11 protein-coding genes and 2 pseudogenes are annotated in these 19,101 nt (G+C 58.6%); 4 read left to right on the plus strand and 9 right to left on the minus strand.

What is annotated here, in order from left to right:
* The first annotated feature begins 28 nt into the window (after positions 1-28).
* Both AC4HNJ_RS07660 and AC4HNJ_RS07665 read left to right on the plus strand, forming a co-directional pair.
* Complete coding sequence (locus tag AC4HNJ_RS07660) at positions 29-2,023, plus strand: SPFH domain-containing protein (RefSeq protein ID WP_490478965.1); 1,995 nt, start codon at positions 29-31, stop codon at positions 2,021-2,023.
* A gap of 852 nt (positions 2,024-2,875) precedes the next feature.
* Positions 2,876-4,453 carry a hypothetical protein gene (locus AC4HNJ_RS07665; protein ID WP_490478966.1) on the plus strand — a complete coding sequence of 526 codons (1,578 nt, stop codon included), beginning with the start codon at positions 2,876-2,878 and terminating at the stop codon, positions 4,451-4,453.
* 139 nt (positions 4,454-4,592) lie between these two features.
* On the opposite strand, the gene AC4HNJ_RS07670 is transcribed toward AC4HNJ_RS07665, so the two are convergent.
* From AC4HNJ_RS07670 to AC4HNJ_RS07695, 6 genes are all read right to left on the minus strand, one after another.
* Positions 4,593-5,294, minus strand: coding sequence for a MarC family protein (locus AC4HNJ_RS07670; RefSeq protein WP_490478967.1), 702 nt, complete (start codon positions 5,292-5,294; stop codon positions 4,593-4,595).
* Positions 5,295-5,450: 156 nt separating this feature from the next.
* The gene (locus AC4HNJ_RS07675; RefSeq protein ID WP_490478968.1) at positions 5,451-7,160 is read right to left on the minus strand and encodes a sensor domain-containing diguanylate cyclase; all 1,710 of its coding nucleotides are present in this window, start codon (positions 7,158-7,160) and stop codon (positions 5,451-5,453) included.
* A gap of 80 nt (positions 7,161-7,240) precedes the next feature.
* Positions 7,241-7,525, minus strand: coding sequence for a hypothetical protein (locus AC4HNJ_RS07680; RefSeq protein WP_490478969.1), 285 nt, complete (start codon positions 7,523-7,525; stop codon positions 7,241-7,243).
* 179 nt (positions 7,526-7,704) lie between these two features.
* Positions 7,705-8,472 (minus strand): SAM-dependent methyltransferase, encoded by a 768-nt coding sequence (locus AC4HNJ_RS07685; RefSeq protein ID WP_490478970.1) that lies wholly within the window; start codon positions 8,470-8,472, stop codon positions 7,705-7,707.
* A gap of 343 nt (positions 8,473-8,815) precedes the next feature.
* Positions 8,816-10,930, minus strand: coding sequence for a family 43 glycosylhydrolase (locus AC4HNJ_RS07690; protein ID WP_490478971.1), 2,115 nt, complete (start codon positions 10,928-10,930; stop codon positions 8,816-8,818).
* A 363-nt stretch (positions 10,931-11,293) separates the two neighbouring features.
* Entirely contained in the window at positions 11,294-12,544 is a 1,251-nt protein-coding gene (locus AC4HNJ_RS07695) for an SGNH/GDSL hydrolase family protein (protein WP_490478972.1), read from the minus strand.
* A 127-nt stretch (positions 12,545-12,671) separates the two neighbouring features.
* Here AC4HNJ_RS07695 and AC4HNJ_RS07700 point away from each other — a divergent pair, with 127 nt between their 5' ends.
* Positions 12,672-13,076 carry a DUF1801 domain-containing protein gene (locus AC4HNJ_RS07700; protein ID WP_490478973.1) on the plus strand — a complete coding sequence of 135 codons (405 nt, stop codon included), beginning with the start codon at positions 12,672-12,674 and terminating at the stop codon, positions 13,074-13,076.
* Positions 13,077-13,229: 153 nt separating this feature from the next.
* Here AC4HNJ_RS07700 and AC4HNJ_RS07705 read toward each other — a convergent pair.
* Positions 13,230-13,481, minus strand: a pseudogene (locus AC4HNJ_RS07705) (TetR/AcrR family transcriptional regulator); the annotation flags it as partial.
* Between the two features lies 1 nt (position 13,482).
* Here AC4HNJ_RS07705 and AC4HNJ_RS07710 point away from each other — a divergent pair.
* Positions 13,483-13,926: pseudogene (locus tag AC4HNJ_RS07710) on the plus strand (O-methyltransferase); the annotation flags it as partial.
* Positions 13,927-14,002: 76 nt separating this feature from the next.
* Here AC4HNJ_RS07710 and AC4HNJ_RS07715 read toward each other — a convergent pair.
* Positions 14,003-16,030 carry a tetratricopeptide repeat-containing sulfotransferase family protein gene (locus AC4HNJ_RS07715; protein ID WP_490478974.1) on the minus strand — a complete coding sequence of 676 codons (2,028 nt, stop codon included), beginning with the start codon at positions 16,028-16,030 and terminating at the stop codon, positions 14,003-14,005.
* Between the two features lie 77 nt (positions 16,031-16,107).
* A complete protein-coding gene (locus AC4HNJ_RS07720; RefSeq protein WP_490478975.1) occupies positions 16,108-18,807 on the minus strand; it encodes a TonB-dependent receptor in 2,700 nt (899 codons plus the stop codon).
* Positions 18,808-19,101 lie beyond the last annotated feature (294 nt).

The raw sequence follows: 19,101 nt of genomic DNA on the forward strand, positions 1-19,101 counted from the left end.
GCACCTTTTCCAGCCAGGACAACCACAAATGATCATCCTTATCGCATTGGCAGTAACCATGGCGGTGTTGGTGGCGTTTACTTTCCTATCCAACGCCGTGGTCTATATCCCGAACGACCGCGTCGGGATCGTGGAGCGCCTTTGGGGCGCCCCCTCACTGACTCGCGGCCTGCTTGCGCTGAATGGCGAGGTCGGCTTTCAGCCTCAGGTTTTGCGGGGCGGCATTCACTACTTTTTCCCTTTCCAGTACCGCGTACACAAGGTCGACCTGGTAACCATCCCCCAAGGTGAACTCGGCTATGTCTTCGCGCGCGATGGCCGTGAACTGATGGACGGCCAAACGCTGGGAGCCATCGTCGACGCCGGGATCGAGGATGCGGCCGCCTTCCTCAAGGCGGGTGGCCAGAAAGGGCCGCAGCGCGCCCTGCTTCGCGAAGGCACACATGCCATCAACGTGGCGCAGTTCGCCATCATCACCGCAGCGCGCGTGCATGGTCTGCTGCTCTCGAACGAAGAGAAAGACACTGTCGATCACATGGGGCAAGCATTGCGCGACCGTAACGGTTTCACGCCGGTTGTCATCGGCGGCGCTTCTTCCGCCGTGGCAGACAGGTCAGAACGGACGGATGAGGATCCGCGCGATGTGCTTGGCGTGGTGACGATCCACGATGGCCCCGTTCTGCCACCGGATGAAATTGTCGCGCCGAGGGTCGGCGAGAACCCCGCTGACAGGGCGACGTTCCACAACAATTTCCAGAACATCAATGCCTTTCTGCGTGCGGGTGGTCGACGCGGCCGGCAGCACCAAGTGCTGGTGGAGGGTACGTATTATCTCAATCGCCTGTTCGCCACCGTCGAATTCATCAGGAAGACCGTGGTGCCGGTAGGCAGCGTAGGCGTCGTGGTTTCCTATTTTGGCAAGGCAGGAGCCGACCGCTCCGGCGACGGTTATTCGCATGGCGAACTGGTCGACAACGGTTGCCGCGGCGTTTGGAAAGAACCGCTTTTGCCGGGCAAGTATGCCTTCAACACCTTCGCCGGCAAGATCCAGCTGGTGCCGACGACCAATTTCATTCTGAAATGGTCGAAGGAGATTACCAACGCGCACAAATACGATGAAAACCTGAGCGAAGTCGCACTGATTACCAAGGACGCCTTCGAGCCACTGATGCCCCTGTCGGTGGTCGTGCACATCGATTACCGCAAGGCGCCACTCGTGGTGCAGCGCTTTGGCGACATCAAGCGCCTGGTGGATCAGACGCTGGATCCCATGGTGTCGGCGTATTTCAAGAACACCGGACAGACCAAGACCCTGCTCGAACTGTTGCAAGAACGTTCGGCCATCCAGGAAAAGGCGAGCATCGACATGAAGGAGCGCTTTGCCGCTTACAACCTTGAATTGCAGGAAGTGCTGATCGGTACACCGCACGGCAACGCGGGCGACGCTTCCGGTCAGCGGATCGACACTATTCTCAATCAGCTACGGGATCGCCAGGTGGCAAAGGAGCAAATGGACACCTATGACCAGCAGCAGCAAGCGGCCATCAAGGAGCGCAGCTTGCGCGAAGCGCAGGCGAGAACCCAGATCCAGACAGAACTGACGAAGTCCGAAATCAGCGTAAAAATCAGGACGAATGAGGGTGATGCGGCGATTGCTGCGGCGACGAAGGAAGCGCAGGTCATCAACATCAATGCCGATGCGGAGCGCAAACGCCAGATCGCGGTTGGCGAAGGCAAGGCTGCCGCGACCGAATCCGTGGGCAAGGCCGAGGCCAGTGCGATACGCGCCAAAGCTGAGGCGCTGACAGGTGAAGGTGCCCGGATGCAACTTATCAATGACCTGGGCCGGCAATTTGCGGACGCATTACGCGAAGGTCAGATCGCCATCGTGCCGAAGATTGCATTGGGTACGAATGGTGGCGATGCACTTTCCACGCTAGCCCAGCTGGCCAATACGTTTATGGCCGAAAAGATCGATGGGATTGAAAAGGAAGAGAGAAGGAATCACTCGGCAAAAATGTAGAGCGCCCGCAGCAGTGATGTAAGAATGAGGCCGTGCCCGGTGCGCGGCCTCATCCTGTAGTTAGTTTGCAAACAGGCCGGATCCTCATGTCAGCTTTTATATGGGCACGATTTGCAGATGGACATGGACGATAGGCCTTGTTTTTGGGCGAGATGGCGTGTGCACGGGTGCCTGCCATCCGTATGGCCGTTTCCTAGGGGTTCGATCGCTCGTGGAGCATCCATAAGGTCCAGCCGAGCTTCACATGGCCTAGACATGCGCCTCGGCTAGATTTCAGAAGACTGCAAAAGGACAGGGGGCAGGGGATGCATGTTTGCGTTGGTGCGGCTACAGCCGCCCCGTCGTCGTGGCCGTATGTCGGCCGACGTCCGGTTATCGGGACACCCAGTGCGACATTTCCAAAGGCTGCTGGTCGCTAGCGGCCCGTTGAGTGTCTTCGTCGCGCGAACCGTTTTCTTGCGCGCCATGGGCTGATGATCAATCTATTCAAGATTCCGATAACGCACGGCGGACAAGCCCGTATCTGTGGTATTGCGAGACGGCTTCAAGCTTGACGTTGATCTGCAGCCGACGGTGGCGATGCCGATTTGTAACACGCTTTCCTCGCGCCTAAGAAGCGCGTGTAGTCATGCCGCCACCGATAACCGGTGCGCCGTTCGGTGTCGCGGCATACAAGAGGTTCCATTAGCGAACCTGCAGTAGCGCACCGTCATACGTTTTCAACAGGGGGATTTGCTTATGAAAGTTTGTTTAGCCGTCCGGCGTGCTGGGATAGCCATCAGTATCGCGTCGTGTTTATTCGCTTCTTTGGTGACGGCGCAGGGAACGTCACCGATTAAAATCAGCTCGCACGTGCCTAGCGACATACCGGGTGGCGCATCCCACGCCACACTTACCGATGCGGCCCGTTTTGCCTGGGAAGAATTTATTGCGTTGAACTGGCCGGCAGTTGCCCAGACTGGCAAGCCCGATACACGAGATATGCCGAATACCGCCGAACAATTCGGTGATCCGCGCTACACCGGGCCGTTGGTATGGCATACCTTCCGCAGCAAGGTCGAGATTTTTCCCGGAACAGGTCTTCCACCCGGGGCGACTGCCAATAGCGGCAAGGACTATCCACGCTACACATGCGATTACGACACCTTGCCCCAGTACAACTATGAAAACGGGCCCAAGTCGGGCGCCAATCCGCCCTGGATCAATCTGGATGAAAACAGCCAGATCGGGTTAGATCACATTTTTGCAGGGACTGCGGCGGGCACGGCGCGTCCCCTGAGCAACCAGATTTTGTTCATGGCGAAAGCAAACCGCGTAGAGTTCGACTACGTCTGTCCCAAAGGTTGGTGGTCGGGATCGATCCTTACACCGTACATGCATGCGACGCGGCAATACATTCAATACAACCATAAAGATCCACAAGCGGGCTCCAAGGAGCTCGTGAGCTTTCCCTACGGTACGATCGAAGTAAAGGCGGCCTGGCGCAGGCTGGGGCCGAAGGAAGACCGCAGTCGCTTCTACACCACGAAGGCACGCTATTACGTCAAGGATGCTGCGGGAGGCGGCATACACGATATCGACGAAACACTTGCGCTCGTCGGTCTGCACATCATTCAAAAAACACCTTCGGCGCCGTATTTCATTTTTGCGACCTTCGAGCAGGCCGACAATATCGTGGGTGCCGACGGCCGGCCGACGGAAGATCCTGACGGCAATTATCTGGGCGATGCGCCGCATCCGTTGAAACCAAACATAGAGTCCATCAACGCGACGCCTCATGCTGGACAGTCCTTTGCGTTCAGCGTAGACGGATTTGGCGATGCCGATAAAGAGCTCAACTACAGCAACCTCTCCAATACCGGACTTGTCACCGGCACCATCAAGGTTGAGCGGCGTGAGCATTTGATCGCCAAGGATGTCATCGAGGTCAACAAGGAAGCTCACGATGCAATAGCTGCATATATGAGTAAGCACTTCCCGAAAGACCCGAAGACGCCCTGGGCCTACTACAAGCTTGTCAGCGTGCAGGCTCGTCCGATTGACAAGTTGACGCCCGGCAAGACCTACGACAAACCGGACGCTTCCACCTATTACCAGGCGAACAGCACGATCGAGACGGATTACGACTTGCAGGTTTTCAGCGGTCAGTTCTACCCCTATCCGCATGGGTTCTTTAACAACAAAAGTGGAACCCTCGTGAATACCATTACGGACTTCAGCGAGGATGGAAAGCCATTCAAGAACGTTGCCTATAGCGGCATGGCTTACAGCATGGGCGGTTGCATGGGATGCCATGGCAACGCGCAACACGGCGGATCGGATTTCAGTTTCATCCTTGCCGGTGGGCGCGATCTTCAGCCGGAAACAGCCGGCACTTTCGAGCCGATCTTGATGAACAAGGTGGTGAGGTACTTGCAGAAGAGCAAGTAAGACGAAATAGACCTGCGCTTTTCTGCTATCACGGCAGGTTTCGCCGGTGGGCTGCTTCGCGGCCCACCGTGCGTAGCACTTATTCAATGGAGGATTTCTTCACGCTTCCGCACTGCCGTCGCGAGCGAAGCAATGTCGCTCACTTGCCGTGTGAGTGAGCCATTTGCGCAAGCCAGGTTGCGAACAGTCCTTCACCGCCACTGCTGATGATTTGTACTCCGATGCAGAGCAGAAGAAACGCCATCAGCTGCGTGACGACGCGAGCGCCCGAGTCGCCCAGTTTCAGCAGAACGCGGTCGGCGAATACATAAGCCACAAACACCAGGATGGCGTTTGCCAACGCGGCCAAGGTCAAGCCAATGAAGAATGAAATCGTGCCCTCATCGACCAACGGGCGTTCGGAGGCCAGGGCTATGGCGACCGCAATCGTCCCGGGGCCGGTGGTAATCGGCATGGTAAGCGGAAAGAAGGTCAGGCTGGCTTTCGGATTGATCGGTTCACTCGCCTTGTCATTGTCCGCCGCGTTATCGGAACTCTTCGGCATGAGCAGCTTCCACGCGGTCACGGCAACGACCAATCCGCCACCTACGCGCAGGGCGCCCAGGCTGACGCCAAAGACGTTGAGCACATAACTTCCTAGCCAAAGTGATCCCATCAGCACCAAGGAAGCGTTTATCGCCACAGACCTCGCCATCGCTACGCGCTCCCGATGGGAGCGGCTGGCCGTAAGCTCATAGAAGATAAGCGACGATCCCACCGGATTGACGATCGAAAACAAGGCGGGAAATCCGATGAGGAATGCGCCAATGACCGAGTTCAGGGGTAAGGGTTCGAAGTGCATGGCTTATCTGTCCGCTTCTCAAGCGCCCGACGGAGACATCATTGTCAGTGGGCTACATTAGCTGAGTGTTTGCTCCAAAGCGCATGCTTGGTGCATTTTGAATAGGATCGATCTGAATGAGTTTCTGTTGCGTCCGACCGGGGAGTGCGCCAGGTTTCAAGCTCCGGCCAGTCGATTATTTTCGACGTCGGCGATGACGCGATTGCGGCCCGTGCGCTTGGCTTTGTAGAGCGCTGTATCTGCCTCCCTGCACAATCGTTGCAGTTCGTAACCGCATGTGTCAGTGGAAGCCAGCCCGATGCTGGCCGAAAACGACACGATGGATCCGTCCACATCGACTCGCGCCGCTTCAATGGCAAGGCGAATGCGATCAGCAATGACCATGCCCTGAGCGCGGGAGTATTCGAGTAGTAGCACGCCAAATTCCTCGCCTCCCAGGCGCCCGAACAAATCTGCAGGGCGAAGCTGTTGCCGGCAGATAGTGACGGTGCGTCTCAATACCGCGTCTCCCATGGCATGGCCATAGGTATCGTTGACCTGCTTGAAGTGGTCCAGGTCGATGAACACCAGGCAGGCGTTGCCGAATTTCCTTTCCAGGCCGCGCAAGGCATCACCGGCTTCGCTCATGAAGTGCTGATGGTTGAAGATACCGGTCAACCCATCGAGCGAAGACAATTCTTTGAAGCGAAGTTGCGAGCGCTTGAGTCGTAGCAGCCAGAAGGTGACGGAGATCAGGATGAGGAACAGCAGGATGATGTAGAGGCGGCTGGTCTCTACCGCCTTGCTGTCCAATGCCTGTTGTAATCGAAGAACATTGTTCTGCCTGCTGAGTTTTTCTGTCTCCAGTTTTTGGACGAGCATCTTCTGCTGCGCCATCTCGTAAGCCAGCGCTCTGGCACTGATGTCATCGAGATAGCCCTTGTCCTGGATAACGTAGTGTTCGTAATACGACAGCGCGGCAGCGTTGTGGCCATGTTTCTTCTCGACTTGATAAAGCACCTGATAGGCCACCATCAGCCACTCACTGATGTCATCGGAATGACTCATGGCCAGGGCAGCGAGAGCAGCCTTCTTGGCGCTGTCATCATTGCCGAGCTTGGCGTAAGCTTCGGCCCGCTCCACCAGGGAAGACAACATTTGCGGGTGGTACTGGTCGAGGCGTATATCGGGAGCCATCCGGTCGAGTAGGGCCAAGGCTTTGTTTGGCAGGCTTTCATCCAGATAGAGAGCAACCAGGGTGAGTCGCATGGAGTTGGCGATGACGGGTTCCCGCTCGACTACACAGCTATTGATAGCTCGCGACAACTCCGGGCTGGCAGGCGTCAGCCGCTTTCCGTTGTAAAGCGCCGCCGCTTCTACGGAGAGCGGGCGGCACAAGGCTTCACCTGCGGGAGTGGCGTCCTCCGCCATGCGCGCGTATTGGACGGCCAAGTCGGTCTGGCCGGCCAGATCGAGCATTTGCGAAAGATTTATCAGCAGCGTAAGGCGGGCCGAAGAATCCTTGATATCAGGTAGGCTGGCCGTCAGGCGATTGGCTAACGCGAAAGCTTCTTCATAACGTCGATTGGCAGCCAGATTGGTCAGGAGCAGTCCCGATGCCTTGGCGATCAAGGTCAGATCATTGGAGTGATCGATAACGTTACGCAGCTGCACCTGAGACTTGGAGTAGTCACCTTCGAACATGGTCTCCCATGCATCGAGGTAACGTAAATGCCACTGCTCATGTGGCGTCAGGAGAGGTCGTTCGCGATGGATCTGTTCCAGCATCTGGACAAACCGCGGATGGTTCTCCGTGCGGAAGCTCTCGATCTGATCAAGCAATTGGGTCGGGTTGCCAATAGGCGTGGTGGCTTTGCCGGGTGGCACGAGCGAGCACCAAGTTAAGGCCGCCATGGCAAGCCATAACTTAGTGCCGCTCGGCAGTCGAGGCATATGGGTTTTACTTATTAATGGGACGGCGACTCGCCGTCGTCGGAAGCCGGTGTATCAAGCGGCTCGTCTTCTTCCGGTTCGTCTTCCTCGTGACCGGGTGTTTGAATGATCTGGGGCGGCTGACATGGCGGTTGTCCCAATTCTCCCGATAGTCGCGTGATGTCACCCGATGCCACCGTAACCTTGAGGGTGTCGGAGGCTTGCGCCTGCTCAAGCATGGCAGTGAGCTCCGCAGTCGAGGCGTGACGCAGCGAGGCGTCACGTCCGATGGCTTCCAGCAACTCAATCGTATCTGTCATGTATTTCGCCTGTTTCATGTATTAGTGCAGAGAGTCGTTTGATGAGTTTGATAACTCGGTGACGCACTGGCATGAGCGTGACCAAGCATGATGACGGCCGGTGCCGGTACTTCTTGAATATGGCAGTGAGCACTGAGGCTGCCTTCCTTGAAGCGGGGGTTCCGACAGCTTTCCGCGCCTTAGGCTACGGCGTCCACTCTGTTCAGTTTGTCCAGTTCCTCCAATCGTTCCTGTATCGCCGCATTGAGCTTTAGGGTCTGAGCCGGCGGCAATATCACTGTTTCCTCGGCGGTAAGCGGGAGATGGGGTAAGTCTCGCAGGGCCGCTCGACGCACGCGTGGCTTCTCGATAGGCAGTGTTGCTGCACGATAGATGAGCACTTCATGGTCCAGCGGATAATCCTGGCTCAGCAGATCTACCAATACCTGCCGATAGGCTGGTCCGGTCTGGAAGCGCGCCAGTGATCGATCGCCGACCAGGCCAACCTGCCACAGCACCAGATATCCCGCAGGGTCGATACGCCGCTCGTAAAAAAGCAACTGGCTGGCCTCAAAATGCTGACAACCGAAACGGCCGGGATCGATGCCCAGGTCGGCATAAAGGCAGTCTTCGGCAGAAATGCCGGGTTCCATATGCGCCTCGAAGCCTTCCGCGCGAGCGACTTCGATGACTTTGTGCGGGGACCAGGCAAAGATGCCGGGATGACCGTAGAACACTCCGCAGACATGCTTACCAGCGCGCACCTCGGTCATTATCACGTCGACCCATTGCCGATAGGTCTTCATTCGCGACTTGCCTTCCTGGTAATAGGGCTGGAGGCTGCGTACGTCCGGGTGCATGCGTTGCAGCCACAGCTGCACGATGCCATCGGACAGTGCCGCGAATATCACATCTGCCTGTTCAATATGGCTGCGCGCCAGTGGTGTGAGATGGGAACCCAGCGTCATGCCCATGCCGACACAGGCGAGGCGCCCGCGGGGCATATCATTCGAAAGCGACAGGGGAGATGTATTCATAGCGAGATAGTAGGGCAAATTTTTTGTGAAGGTTGGCGCGCTGCGCCGACCCATTTGAAAGCAAAGACCGTGCCCTCGCTTTCGTGCCTCGCTTGAATCAAGCCTGTGGACAACCTGGATCGATCAGCGAAACCCTGATCGACAGCTACTCGTATGCAAGTGACGCATTGAGTCCACTTCGGTGACGGATTGCGCGTCAACAGCCCTGCGTGTGTTGGGCATGCGATGTCTCGCGACTTTACCTGCTGGCCTGCATGAGGTGGCAGGTCAGCTGTTATGTTTTACCCATGAAGTCAGGCCGTCCCTGCGCATCCCAATGGAACGGCTTGATGTACGGCGCGCGACGTGGCGTGCATTTCCAGCCTGGACCGCCGTTGGCGTGGAAGATGATCCAGTCCCGCCCATCGGGTGTTTTGAAGAAGCCGTTGTGCCCGGGGGCATAGAAACCCAGTGTCGGTGAGCTGGTCAGCACTGGCGTTGGCGATTTGTGCCACGAGGAAGGATCGAGCGGGTCAGCTGTCGGGCTGGCCGCCAGCAAGCCAAGCGAATAGCCGTCCGACCAGCACGCGCTGGCGGAATAAGTAAGGAATAAGGTGCCGCGCGGTCCTTGGAGAAATTCGGGTGCTTCCATGATTTTGCGGCCACCTTGCATCTCCCAGCGGTAAGTGGGATGTGCAATATCCACCTGCGGCTCGCCCAGGGTCCATGGTGTCGGCATGGGCGCGATGATCAAGTCGCTGTGATCGCCGACGTAGGCGGAATAAACGAAATAGCGTTTGCCTGCATGGTCGAATACGGTGCCGTCGATACCATTGAAATGCGTTTTGAGCATGCCTTTGTCGAGCCACGGACCCTGGGTGGGATCAGGCGAGGCGTTTTCCAGCACAAAGACATGGCGATGGGCATCGTCGTCGTGAGCTTTGTCCGCGCCTGAGTAATACAGGTACCACTTGCCATCCAGGTAATGGAGTTCAGGTGCCCAGATCGAAGTGGAATGGGGCCCTTGCTGCGGAGCCCGCCAGACCACGATGGGGCGGGCCTCGGCCAGGCGTGTCATATCCGTGGTCTTGCGCAATGAAATGCGGTCGCCTTCCGTGCTGGTGTAGTAATAAACACCATCTCGCTGGGTGACCCATGGGTCCGGCCCCGAAGGCAGCAATGGCGCTTCGCCGCGCACGGCTTTGGCGGTGCATTGGAACAGGGCGAGTGGAATGGCGTCTGCCATGGCACGGTAGCCGGCGTCGTTCGGATGAATATGGTCGCCACTGTCCAGGCGCGGCAACAACTGCTGTGGATGCGCGGGATCCCGCAGCACCAGGTCGAAATCGATCACCGCATCGTAGGGAGCGTGCTGCCGTATCCAAGCGTTGATGGTTTGGCGCGCCTGTTCGCTTTGCGGGGAATAGGCGCCAGCCGTTCCGCCGAACGGCGGCAGCGTGGCGCCATAGACATACAAACCGTGCTCGTGTGCCCGCTCGGCGATGCGTTGAAGTGCCGCGATTACTGGCTGCGCAAGCGCTTGCGCGGTGGGCAGCGGTTTGCCGGCATGGTGGGCGGCAATGGTCGGCTCACCCACGTCGTTGATGCCACCTAGTACCAGTAAATAGTGTGCGCCGGGGACATCCAGCACGTCGTGCTGCAAGCGCTTGAGCATGCTGTTGCCCTGGCCGAAATTTCCCAGGCCGTCCGCGACCTGATTGCCATCGATGCCGGCATTGAGTACGGGAACGATGCAGCCTGCCTGACGAAGGCGCCCGGCCAGTTGTTCCGGATAACTATGACCTGGGCTGGAGCGAAAACCGTTCGTGATGGAATCGCCCAACGCCACCGCAGCCTGCATGGTCGAATCGGTGAGCACATCGACACGGCTCAGCCAGTCGTAGCCGGCGACACGCTGCGCAGGTTGGAAGCGTGCGTCGCGCGCATGGTCGCCGGGTGATGAAAGCTCCTGCTGATAACGCGAGCCCACATGCCAGGAAGCGGCTTGTGCATTTCCGGGCACAAACAGGCTGATGGCCAGCCGTTCGCCTGCGCTTGCCGGAAACGGAATGACATCGCTATCGATCACGCCGTGCGCAGGCAGCACGATCTGCTTCGCCCCGTGAAACGTTACGGCCACCGTCGAAGCGGGATCGACCGCATCGCTATCCTGTTGCGCCACGCGTGCGATGGTCACATCACCCAAAGTAACCTGCATGCTGCCATAGCGATTGTCCAGATGGATGCGCAGGGAATGGCCGCCGCCTTCCAGACGTACGAACTCGCGTACTGTCTGTTTGTGCAATGCCTGATTGATCGGCGGCTTCGGCGCATCAGCCGCATGCACAACATTGAATGCAGCAAAAATGGTTGCCGCGAGCAAAGCCCTCTGGACACTGATGCGGATCATGACTCGATGTCCCCTCTGCTGTATGCCGTCGGCCGTCACGACGGTGTCGTTACATGTCGCGGTTGAAATGAATGAAAATTTTCACGCCGCGCCTTCGTCGTACCGTTGACCAAGGTAGGCAGAGAGCGGCCGCCAAGGGTGCCGAATCCATGCGCTGCATGCTTGCGGGTTTTCTTCCCCGTACCACCAATATGGCCATTCAATCATATTGTATGATTATTCAGCGAAAATGCCAGTCGGGCATCTCTGCGTCATCGCGCACGCGTTTGGAAGCCGTGAATCGAGTGCCAAGCATGACTCTCCCCGATTGAAGGAGAGGCCGCATCAGATGGCTGGCGTCAGCAGAACGAGTTCGGCATTGCGCTAACGCGCAAACAACGCAAGCGGAATGGCCTCGCCCATGGCTCGATATCCGACGGGCGAGGGATGCAGATGATCCCCGCAATCGTAAGCAGGCAGTAGTCGGTCGGGCTGGTGCGGATCCCGCACCACGGCATCGAAATCGACCACGGCATCGAAATGTCCGGGTGCCCGGATCCACCGGTTGATGGTCCGCCTGTCTGCCAAGGTCAGGGGGCCAGGATGGTAATAATCCGACCCTGCAAACGGAGTAATCGTGGCGCCGATCACGCGGATGCCATGTGCATGAGCGCGTTCGATAATCTGCTGATAGGACGCAATGATCCTGTGTACCAGGTCGGCGTGCTCGGCCGCTGGGACGTCGCCAGTCCGCGTCAGATCCCCGAGATCATTGACTCCCTCAAGCACGATCAACCAGCGGACGTCGGACGGTGCCAGCACATCGCGATCGAAACGCGCCAACGCATTCGGCCCCAGTCCATCCTTCAGAAGATGGTTGCCGCCGATGCCTTTGTTGACCACGCCGATCTCGCGAGTCGCGGCCGACTGCTGCAGCCGCTGCGCCAGCACATCGGTCCATCGGTCGTTGCCGTTGGTCGTCGATGCGTGTCCGTCGGTGATCGAATCGCCCAGTGCTACGACGGTGCCTGCTTCAGGCGATGACGCCTGCACGTCGATTTCTGCGATCTGATACCAATGATCCACCTTGCCCGGCGCAGTAAAGTTCGCTGCGCCGACCGCATTGCCGTGCACGAAGTAAGTAGTGGCTCGCGAACCCGGATGCCCTGTCTCCACCGTTGGAGCTTCATCCAGATGGAACGTGACCGCCAGGTTCGACAAGGCGCCCACCGGATAGTCGACAGGATCGGACAAGAACTCAGCGCCTGGCGGTACGATGACATCCGGCGCACCCGCAAAGGTCAGCGCACGGTCGCTCGATGGATCGATCGCCGGTGAATCTGCAGCCAGCGGACGCGCGATGTGTACTGACGTGAAATGCAGTGGCGTGGTGCCGAAGGCATTCGATACTCTTACGCGCAACTTCTTGCCAGCCACAGACAAATGAAAAATCTGCCTTACCGTAGCATCGTGCAGGTCATCCGGCGGCAAGCTGTTGCGAGGCTCGGGAATCTGCTGCGCGGCACCCCAGGTCGCGATCCAGGTCTGCGGAGGATCGGGCTGATGTGCTGAAGCGTACGTTGTTGCGAAAGCCAATGCGGCGATGAGAAAAAGGTTCTGAAAATCTTTCCGCATGGGTTTCATCAGCCGGACCTGATATTTGTCGATAACCGGATAATGACCTGACTTTGTTTTTTTAGTCCAGATCCATGGCCCATCAGTCATGAAAGGGGATCGAGCGGAATCAACGGAGAAAATACCTATGACCAAGAATGAACGGCAGAGTGGCGAGTCGCCTTCGCAACGCATCGACGCAAAGATCAAGGAACTGGACGACTGGCGAGGTGAGATGCTCGGACGGCTACGTGCCCTGATCAAGGAGGCTGATCCCGATGCCGTCGAAGAATGGAAGTGGCGAGGAGTGCCGGTGTGGTATCACGACGGCATCATCTGTACCGGTGAGACCTACAAAAGCGCAGTAAAGATGACGTTCGCCCAGGGCGCGTCCCTGCACGACCCGTCGAAGCTTTTCAACGCCAGCCTGGATGGCCATACACGGCGTGCCATCGACTTCCACGAAGGCGAGAAAATAAACGAGAAGGCCTTGAAGACGCTGATTCGCGCTGCGGTGACATTCAATAAGTCCAAAGCGAAAGCCAAGGGCTGAGCTGCGCCAGGCGGCGTGTCGTCGCTTGGCTGGCTTTCTTCTTGTCGTGACGAGCTGGAATCCAAGGTCGTGCGGACAGGTGCGAAAGCACGAAAGCGTTTGGCCGTCCCTATCCGGGAGCCGGAAAAGGGTTGATCCATTTGGACACCAGCTTCAGCCGGACTGAAGACGTTCCAGGTAGGCGCAGAACATGCCCGCCATGGCATTGGCGTAGGCGGCGATTTCTGCAGCAGTTCGAGGACTCTCTGAAAACTGCTTTCCCACCGCGCTGAGTGTCGTGGTGATCAGGCCGCCAGCCAATGCGCGCGTCGTGCTTGAAGCTTTGGGTAAAACGTCGCGCATGAAGCGCCGCATAGCGCGATCTCCCGACGCTTTTGCTGCATGCGCCTCAGGCGCATCGTGATAAGCGCGAAGCTGCAAGGCGGAAACGATCGTTGAATTCGGAACCTCGTTCGGCATTTCCACCCTGCATCTCGCCGCTGCATTGCGAGACAACGGCGGAGGCCGCCTGATCACCAGTGAATTTGAATCATCCAAAGTGGCGAGGGCTCGCGACAATCTGAAAGCCGGCGGCCTCATCGACCTGGTGGACATCCGGGAAGGCGACGCCCTGAAGACCTTGAGCGTCGATCTTCCCGAAACGATCGACCTGGTCTTGCTCGATGGTGCGAAGGCGCTTTATCCGGAAATACTGAGTCTGCTGGAAACCCGCTTGCGGCCGGGATCGCTTATCGTCGCTGATAACGTGGATTACTGTCCCGGGTACCTGGCACGTGTGCGCTCACTCACCAAGGGCTATCTCTCGATCCCGTTTGCCGAAGACGTCGAGTTATCCCTGCGCACCGGTTGATATCGGCCGTCCAGGAGTCGTTCCACCGCGATGGTCGCAAAAGTCACGGTCGCACCGGTGTTGTATGGGCATTGCGTCACGCCTGGTCGCGGTCCATGCGATAACGCACCCGTGCATCGCCAAGCATCTCTTCGAGCGGCGCGAGATGCTCGGCGTAATGTGTCCATTGGTCGATACCGTCGCGGAAAATAGGGCGGCGCACCTGCTCGGAGCTGGCGGTGCGTACGCTGCGCGCAGTCTTGTGAAATGCCAGGCAGCCCGGCTCGAATGGCAGGCCGCAGAAATTGAGCATGCGATGGACGCTGCCTTCGAGATCGTCGACGACATCTTCGTGATGGACACGCAGCACACGGTCCGGCAACACCTTGTCCCAGTGCTCCATCAGCTCCAGGTAAGTGCGGTAGTAACGTGCGATGTCTTCGATGCTATAGGCGAACTCCTGGCCGGTAGCGAATAGCTGCTTGAGATTGCTGAAACAGCAGGCCATGGGTTCGCGGCGCGCGTCAATGATCTTGGCGTTCGGCAGCATCAAGTGGATCAGCCCGAGATGACGGAAGTTGTTGGGCATCTTGTCGATGAAAAAAGGTTTCCCGCTGCGATAGATGCGGGTATCGCGCAGGTACTTTTCACCCAGGGTGCGAAAATCCTCGGGACGCATCGTGGCCAGTACTCCCGGATAGCGTGGGTCGTCGAGGTCGGGCTCTCGTCCCTGCAATTCAAGCACGATGCGGGGAATATCGGCCAACTCCTGCGTACCGTCGACCAGCGAATGCGATGCAAGGATCTGTTCGATCAAGGTAGAGCCTGCGCGCGGCAGCCCTACGATGAAAATGGGCTCGGGGCTCGGATCGCCGCCCCCTGCGCGGCTTGCAAGGAACTCGCGCGTGCAGATGTCGATCTGCTTGCGTGTATTGGTCTCGATGATCTCAGGGCGATAGCGGCTTTCGGATCGCTTGAGCGCATTGCCACGCGCATAGTAATGCCACGATTCGGCAAAGTCGCCACGATCCTCGAGCGCCTTGCCCAGGGCGAAACACAAATGGTAGCGATCGATAAGCGGCGTGGCCGGCGATGCCTCCTCGCTGCGCATGCTGGCAATTTCATCGTCCAGGAAACGGTAAGTCTTGAGATTGGCCAGGCTCCAATAAGCATCGCCGAAGTGGGGGCGCGCCGCTATAGCCGCACGATAAGCGTCGATGGCCTCTGCCTGCCGCCCCTGGGTTTTAAGCGAATGCGCCAGCGAAAGATGCAGGTCCGCGGCAAGCGGGGCTTCGCGCAGAAGTTCGCGATACAGCGCAATGGCGCGCTCATGGTCGCCCAGTCCTACGCTCGCGCTGGCGTAGAGCGTGCGGTAGTCGAGATGATGGGGATCGAGCGCAAGCAACTTTTGGATCTCTTCGCAGGCGCGCTTATACAGATGCCGTTCGAATAGCACGCAGGCATAGTCATAGCGCGCCGCACGATAATCCGGAGCAATCTTCAGCACGGCGTCAAGCAGGATCTCGGCGTCGTCAAGCACGTCGCGCGCCAGGCCAATGCGGGCGAGCAGGCGCATGGCCTCGACATCATGGCCGGCCTTGAGAAGGTATGCGCGGATCATGGCCTCCGCGGGGTCCAGGTCGCCGTCCGAAAACAGGCTTGTCGCGGCGATGACATCGGGTGCCAGGCGTTTGAGTGTGGCAACGTGCGAGGCGGCGGTGGCCGCATTGGACGCGTCGCCGGTCATCCGGTAAAGCCCTTCCAGTAAATTCCAGCTTGAAGGAAGTGCGGGATTGATATTGACGGCGCGCAGCAGTGCGTCAATCGCACGCGGCGCATCGCGCAGCACCACGTAACAGTGGCCGCGTTCCTCGTGCAACCGGCTGAAGCCCGCATGGTCCCGTTCAAGCTGGGCCAGTGTCTGCAGCGCGGCATCGATCTCGCCCAGGTAGCGCTGGCTCCTGGCGATCAGATAAAGCACATCGCGGTGTTGCGGCAGCGCGATGGCCAGCGCCTTGGCTGCCTGCAGGGCCTGCGCATGCTGTCCCTCGCGTTGCAGTTGGCGTACATGCTCGATGTCCTGCCCTGCCGATGTCGGGTCCGGATGGACTGCCGTCGCATTCATGGGTGATCACACACCTTAAAAAAGAGGGTGGGCTTGCGCCCACCCTATTCTACTTTCCTGCTCGCGGAGTAAGCAGGTCAGAACTTGTAGTCCACCTTCACACCCAGGACGCGAGGGCGAAGCGGCACTTCCGACTCGATGAACTGAGCCGCCGAGGTGAACATGCTGGCGTGGCTATCGCTCAAGTTGGTGCCATAGAGCGAGACGGCCCAGTTGTTTTTGCTGACGCCGATCGACGCGTCGTAGGTCGTGTAGGCCGCCTGCAAGTAACGCAGCTCCACCGTGGTGACTTCGGTGACACCGGCGCCACTGGGATAAGTAGCCGGCTGGTTGTACATCGAGCCGGTATGGCTTGCACCTATCTGCCAGAACGCCTTGAAGCCGTCGCCGAATCCCCAGTCATAGCGCAGGCGCAGATTGAACTGCGAGCGCGGTGAGAATGCCGGCACGCTGCCGACATTGCCGAACGGGTTGGCGAACGATGACACCGCACCTACCGCACCGGTTTCGACGATGCACTCGTTGTAGGCCGGCGATCCCGGAACGTTATCGATCAAGCACGGCGAGTTCGTCTGCTTGGCGTGATTGAGCGAACCTGCGCCGATGATCGAAAGCCCGTCGGTAATGCGCGCCTGGAATTGCAATTCCAGCCCGTCCACCTTGAAGTTCGGTCCGTTGACGGCAAAGGTGGTATTACCCAGCACCAATGGGTTGAAGAACTGCATCTGCACGTTATCCCACCGCATGTCGTACAGCGAGCCGTTGAGCAGCAGGCGGTCGTCGAGGAAGGTGGTCTTGATGCCGATTTCGTTATTCGTCAGCGTATCGGGCGCGTAGCTGATCGGTTTCTTGTACTGCGCCACACCATCGAGCTTGGCCACGTCCGAGGTCGTACGGTTGAAGCCGCCCGGACGGAAGCCCTGCGAGAAGGTGTAATACACCATCGTATCCGGCGTGATGTGCCATTCCACGTTCGCACGGCTCTTAAAGCCGTGATAGGCCTTGCGGTAATTCATCACGGTGTCGTTGCCCACGTACGTGCCGTTGGGAACGTTCACCTGGGCAGCGGTGGTGTAGAACTCCGTGCCGGTCTGCCATTCGGAGTAATGGTAATAACGCGTGCCGCCGGTCACGGACAGGACATCCGGGATGATGTCGTAGGTTATCGAGCCGAATGCTGCTTCCTGCTTGTAGCCACGCTGTTCGACTTCGCCGAACGCGGTATTGCTGGGCAGCTCGACGCCCGGCGAGGACATGGCGTTCGCCACGCAGGGCGCGCCGCCGAGCAGCGCACTGGCGAGGTTGCTCGGCGTACAGGACGGGATGGTCCTGTAGTTGAAGTCCATGTGATCGTTGATGTTGAAATCTTCATAATACAGGCCGCCGATGGCGCGCAGGCGATAGTCATCCGGCGTACTCAGGCGCAATTCGTGGCTCTGGTGCGTGCTGGCCACCTTGTCGTTCCAGTAACCGATCGGCGAGTAACAGGTCGGCTTGCCGGCGCTGGACAGGCCTGCCGAGGTACCCGTGCAGCTGTAATACAGGCCGCCCGCGCTGCGCGAGTAGTTGGTGTAATCCTGCTGCTCGCTGATGCGCCGATTGGTGTAGCCGCCGGTGTACACCAGCGAGAGATCGCCGATTTGGCCATTCAGCGTCCACGCGCTATTGGTGTAGTGGTCATCGTTCCAGCCGGGCACGAAGGCGGTGATTTGATCGGTGCCAAGGGTCTGGCCGTCCGCACCGATCGGATAGGTGGAACCCTGGCCTTTCGCGTCCAGGTCCTGGTAGCTCTCCGCGATCAGGAAATTCCAGTCGTCGTTGATCTTCCACAGCGCGGACAAGCGGGCACCCTGATAATCCACTGGGTTCCAATCGTTCTGCGCCACGGAATAATTATTGGCGACCGGCGTGCCGCCCGCGGCAATGTAAGGGGCGATGGCTCCCCCGGCATCGGTCGGGCGACGGGTGAACGTGCTCGGCACATTATCGATATAACCACCCTGGTGTTCGTTATAGATCACGCCGCGCAAGGCGAGGGTGCCGGGGATCAGCGGCAGGTTCAACACTGCATTGGCCGAATTGTTCGGAGCACCGCCGTCGGTTACGCCGACGCTGGCTTCCGCGCTGCCGCTGACCCTGTCGAGATTCGGTTTGTTGGTGATGTAGCGCACCGCACCCGCCTCGGCGCCGCCGCCGAACAGCGTACCTTGCGGGCCTTCCAGTACTTCCACGCGCTCCATGTCGACCATGTATACGTCAAGGTTGCGCGCGGGGAATTGCATCGACTGTTCGTCGAGATAGACGGCGACATTGGGGAACGGAGCGATGGATGCGCTCGACTGATTGCCGAGGAAGCCCGTGCTCAGGCCGCGCATGTAAATGTTGCCTTGGCCGGGGCCGTTCTCGGCAAACGTGACGTTCGGCAGATACTTGATGAGATCGTTGAACGATGTCACGTTCAATTGCTGCAACGTGTTGCCGGTGAATGCCTGGATCGTAATCGGCACGTCCTCGATGTCCTGCACCGTGTGCTGCGCCGTCACGGTCACTACGCCCAACGTGGCTGTATTGGACGGATCGGCTTTGTTCGGCGCCGACGGAGACGATGCTGCGGTTTGGGCCGTTTGACCGGATTGAGGAACCTGTGCGGCCGGCGTCGTGCCGTCAGCATAGGACACGCGACTAATCGCGAGCGCGGCCAGCACCGCGCAGGTGATCGGATTGATCTTCAAGGTGGTATCCCCCAAGGGTGTGTTATAGCCGGGCTGCGCCGGCACTGATGGCTGATGCTGCAATCCTCAAAAAGGCTAGGGAGCGGCGATGAAACGCTTATGACGTGGCCTAGCCAAGTTCGTCAGCTGTCTATGTCTTTACACAGGGACAGCGCATGGCCGAATCGCATATGACAGCGGGATATCCATAGGGCGTAGAAACGATGACATGCGTTGTGCGCCCCGCATCGCGTACGACATGGCGCGACAGGTCGAGTACGGTGTGCGCGGGGGTCTTCGACGCGCCTCGGAAGGCACCAACCATTCCGATGAAACGATTCAAACGCGTATAACTCACTG

This window comes from Dyella sp. SYSU CM1112, from assembly GCF_058216415.1.

What these genes read in the sequence shown, in the direction of transcription:
- AC4HNJ_RS07685 (WP_490478970.1), bottom strand. Translation starts at nt 8,472, where the DNA reads ATGACGCTGGGTTCCCATCTCACACCACTGGCGCGCAGCCATATTGAA.
- AC4HNJ_RS07700 (WP_490478973.1), top strand. Translation starts at nt 12,672, where the DNA reads ATGACCAAGAATGAACGGCAGAGTGGCGAGTCGCCTTCGCAACGCATC.
- AC4HNJ_RS07715 (WP_490478974.1), bottom strand. Translation starts at nt 16,030, where the DNA reads ATGAATGCGACGGCAGTCCATCCGGACCCGACATCGGCAGGGCAGGAC.
- AC4HNJ_RS07695 (WP_490478972.1), bottom strand. Translation starts at nt 12,544, where the DNA reads ATGCGGAAAGATTTTCAGAACCTTTTTCTCATCGCCGCATTGGCTTTC.
- AC4HNJ_RS07660 (WP_490478965.1), top strand. Translation starts at nt 29, where the DNA reads ATGATCATCCTTATCGCATTGGCAGTAACCATGGCGGTGTTGGTGGCG.
- AC4HNJ_RS07690 (WP_490478971.1), bottom strand. Translation starts at nt 10,930, where the DNA reads ATGATCCGCATCAGTGTCCAGAGGGCTTTGCTCGCGGCAACCATTTTT.
- AC4HNJ_RS07680 (WP_490478969.1), bottom strand. Translation starts at nt 7,525, where the DNA reads ATGACAGATACGATTGAGTTGCTGGAAGCCATCGGACGTGACGCCTCG.
- AC4HNJ_RS07670 (WP_490478967.1), bottom strand. Translation starts at nt 5,294, where the DNA reads ATGCACTTCGAACCCTTACCCCTGAACTCGGTCATTGGCGCATTCCTC.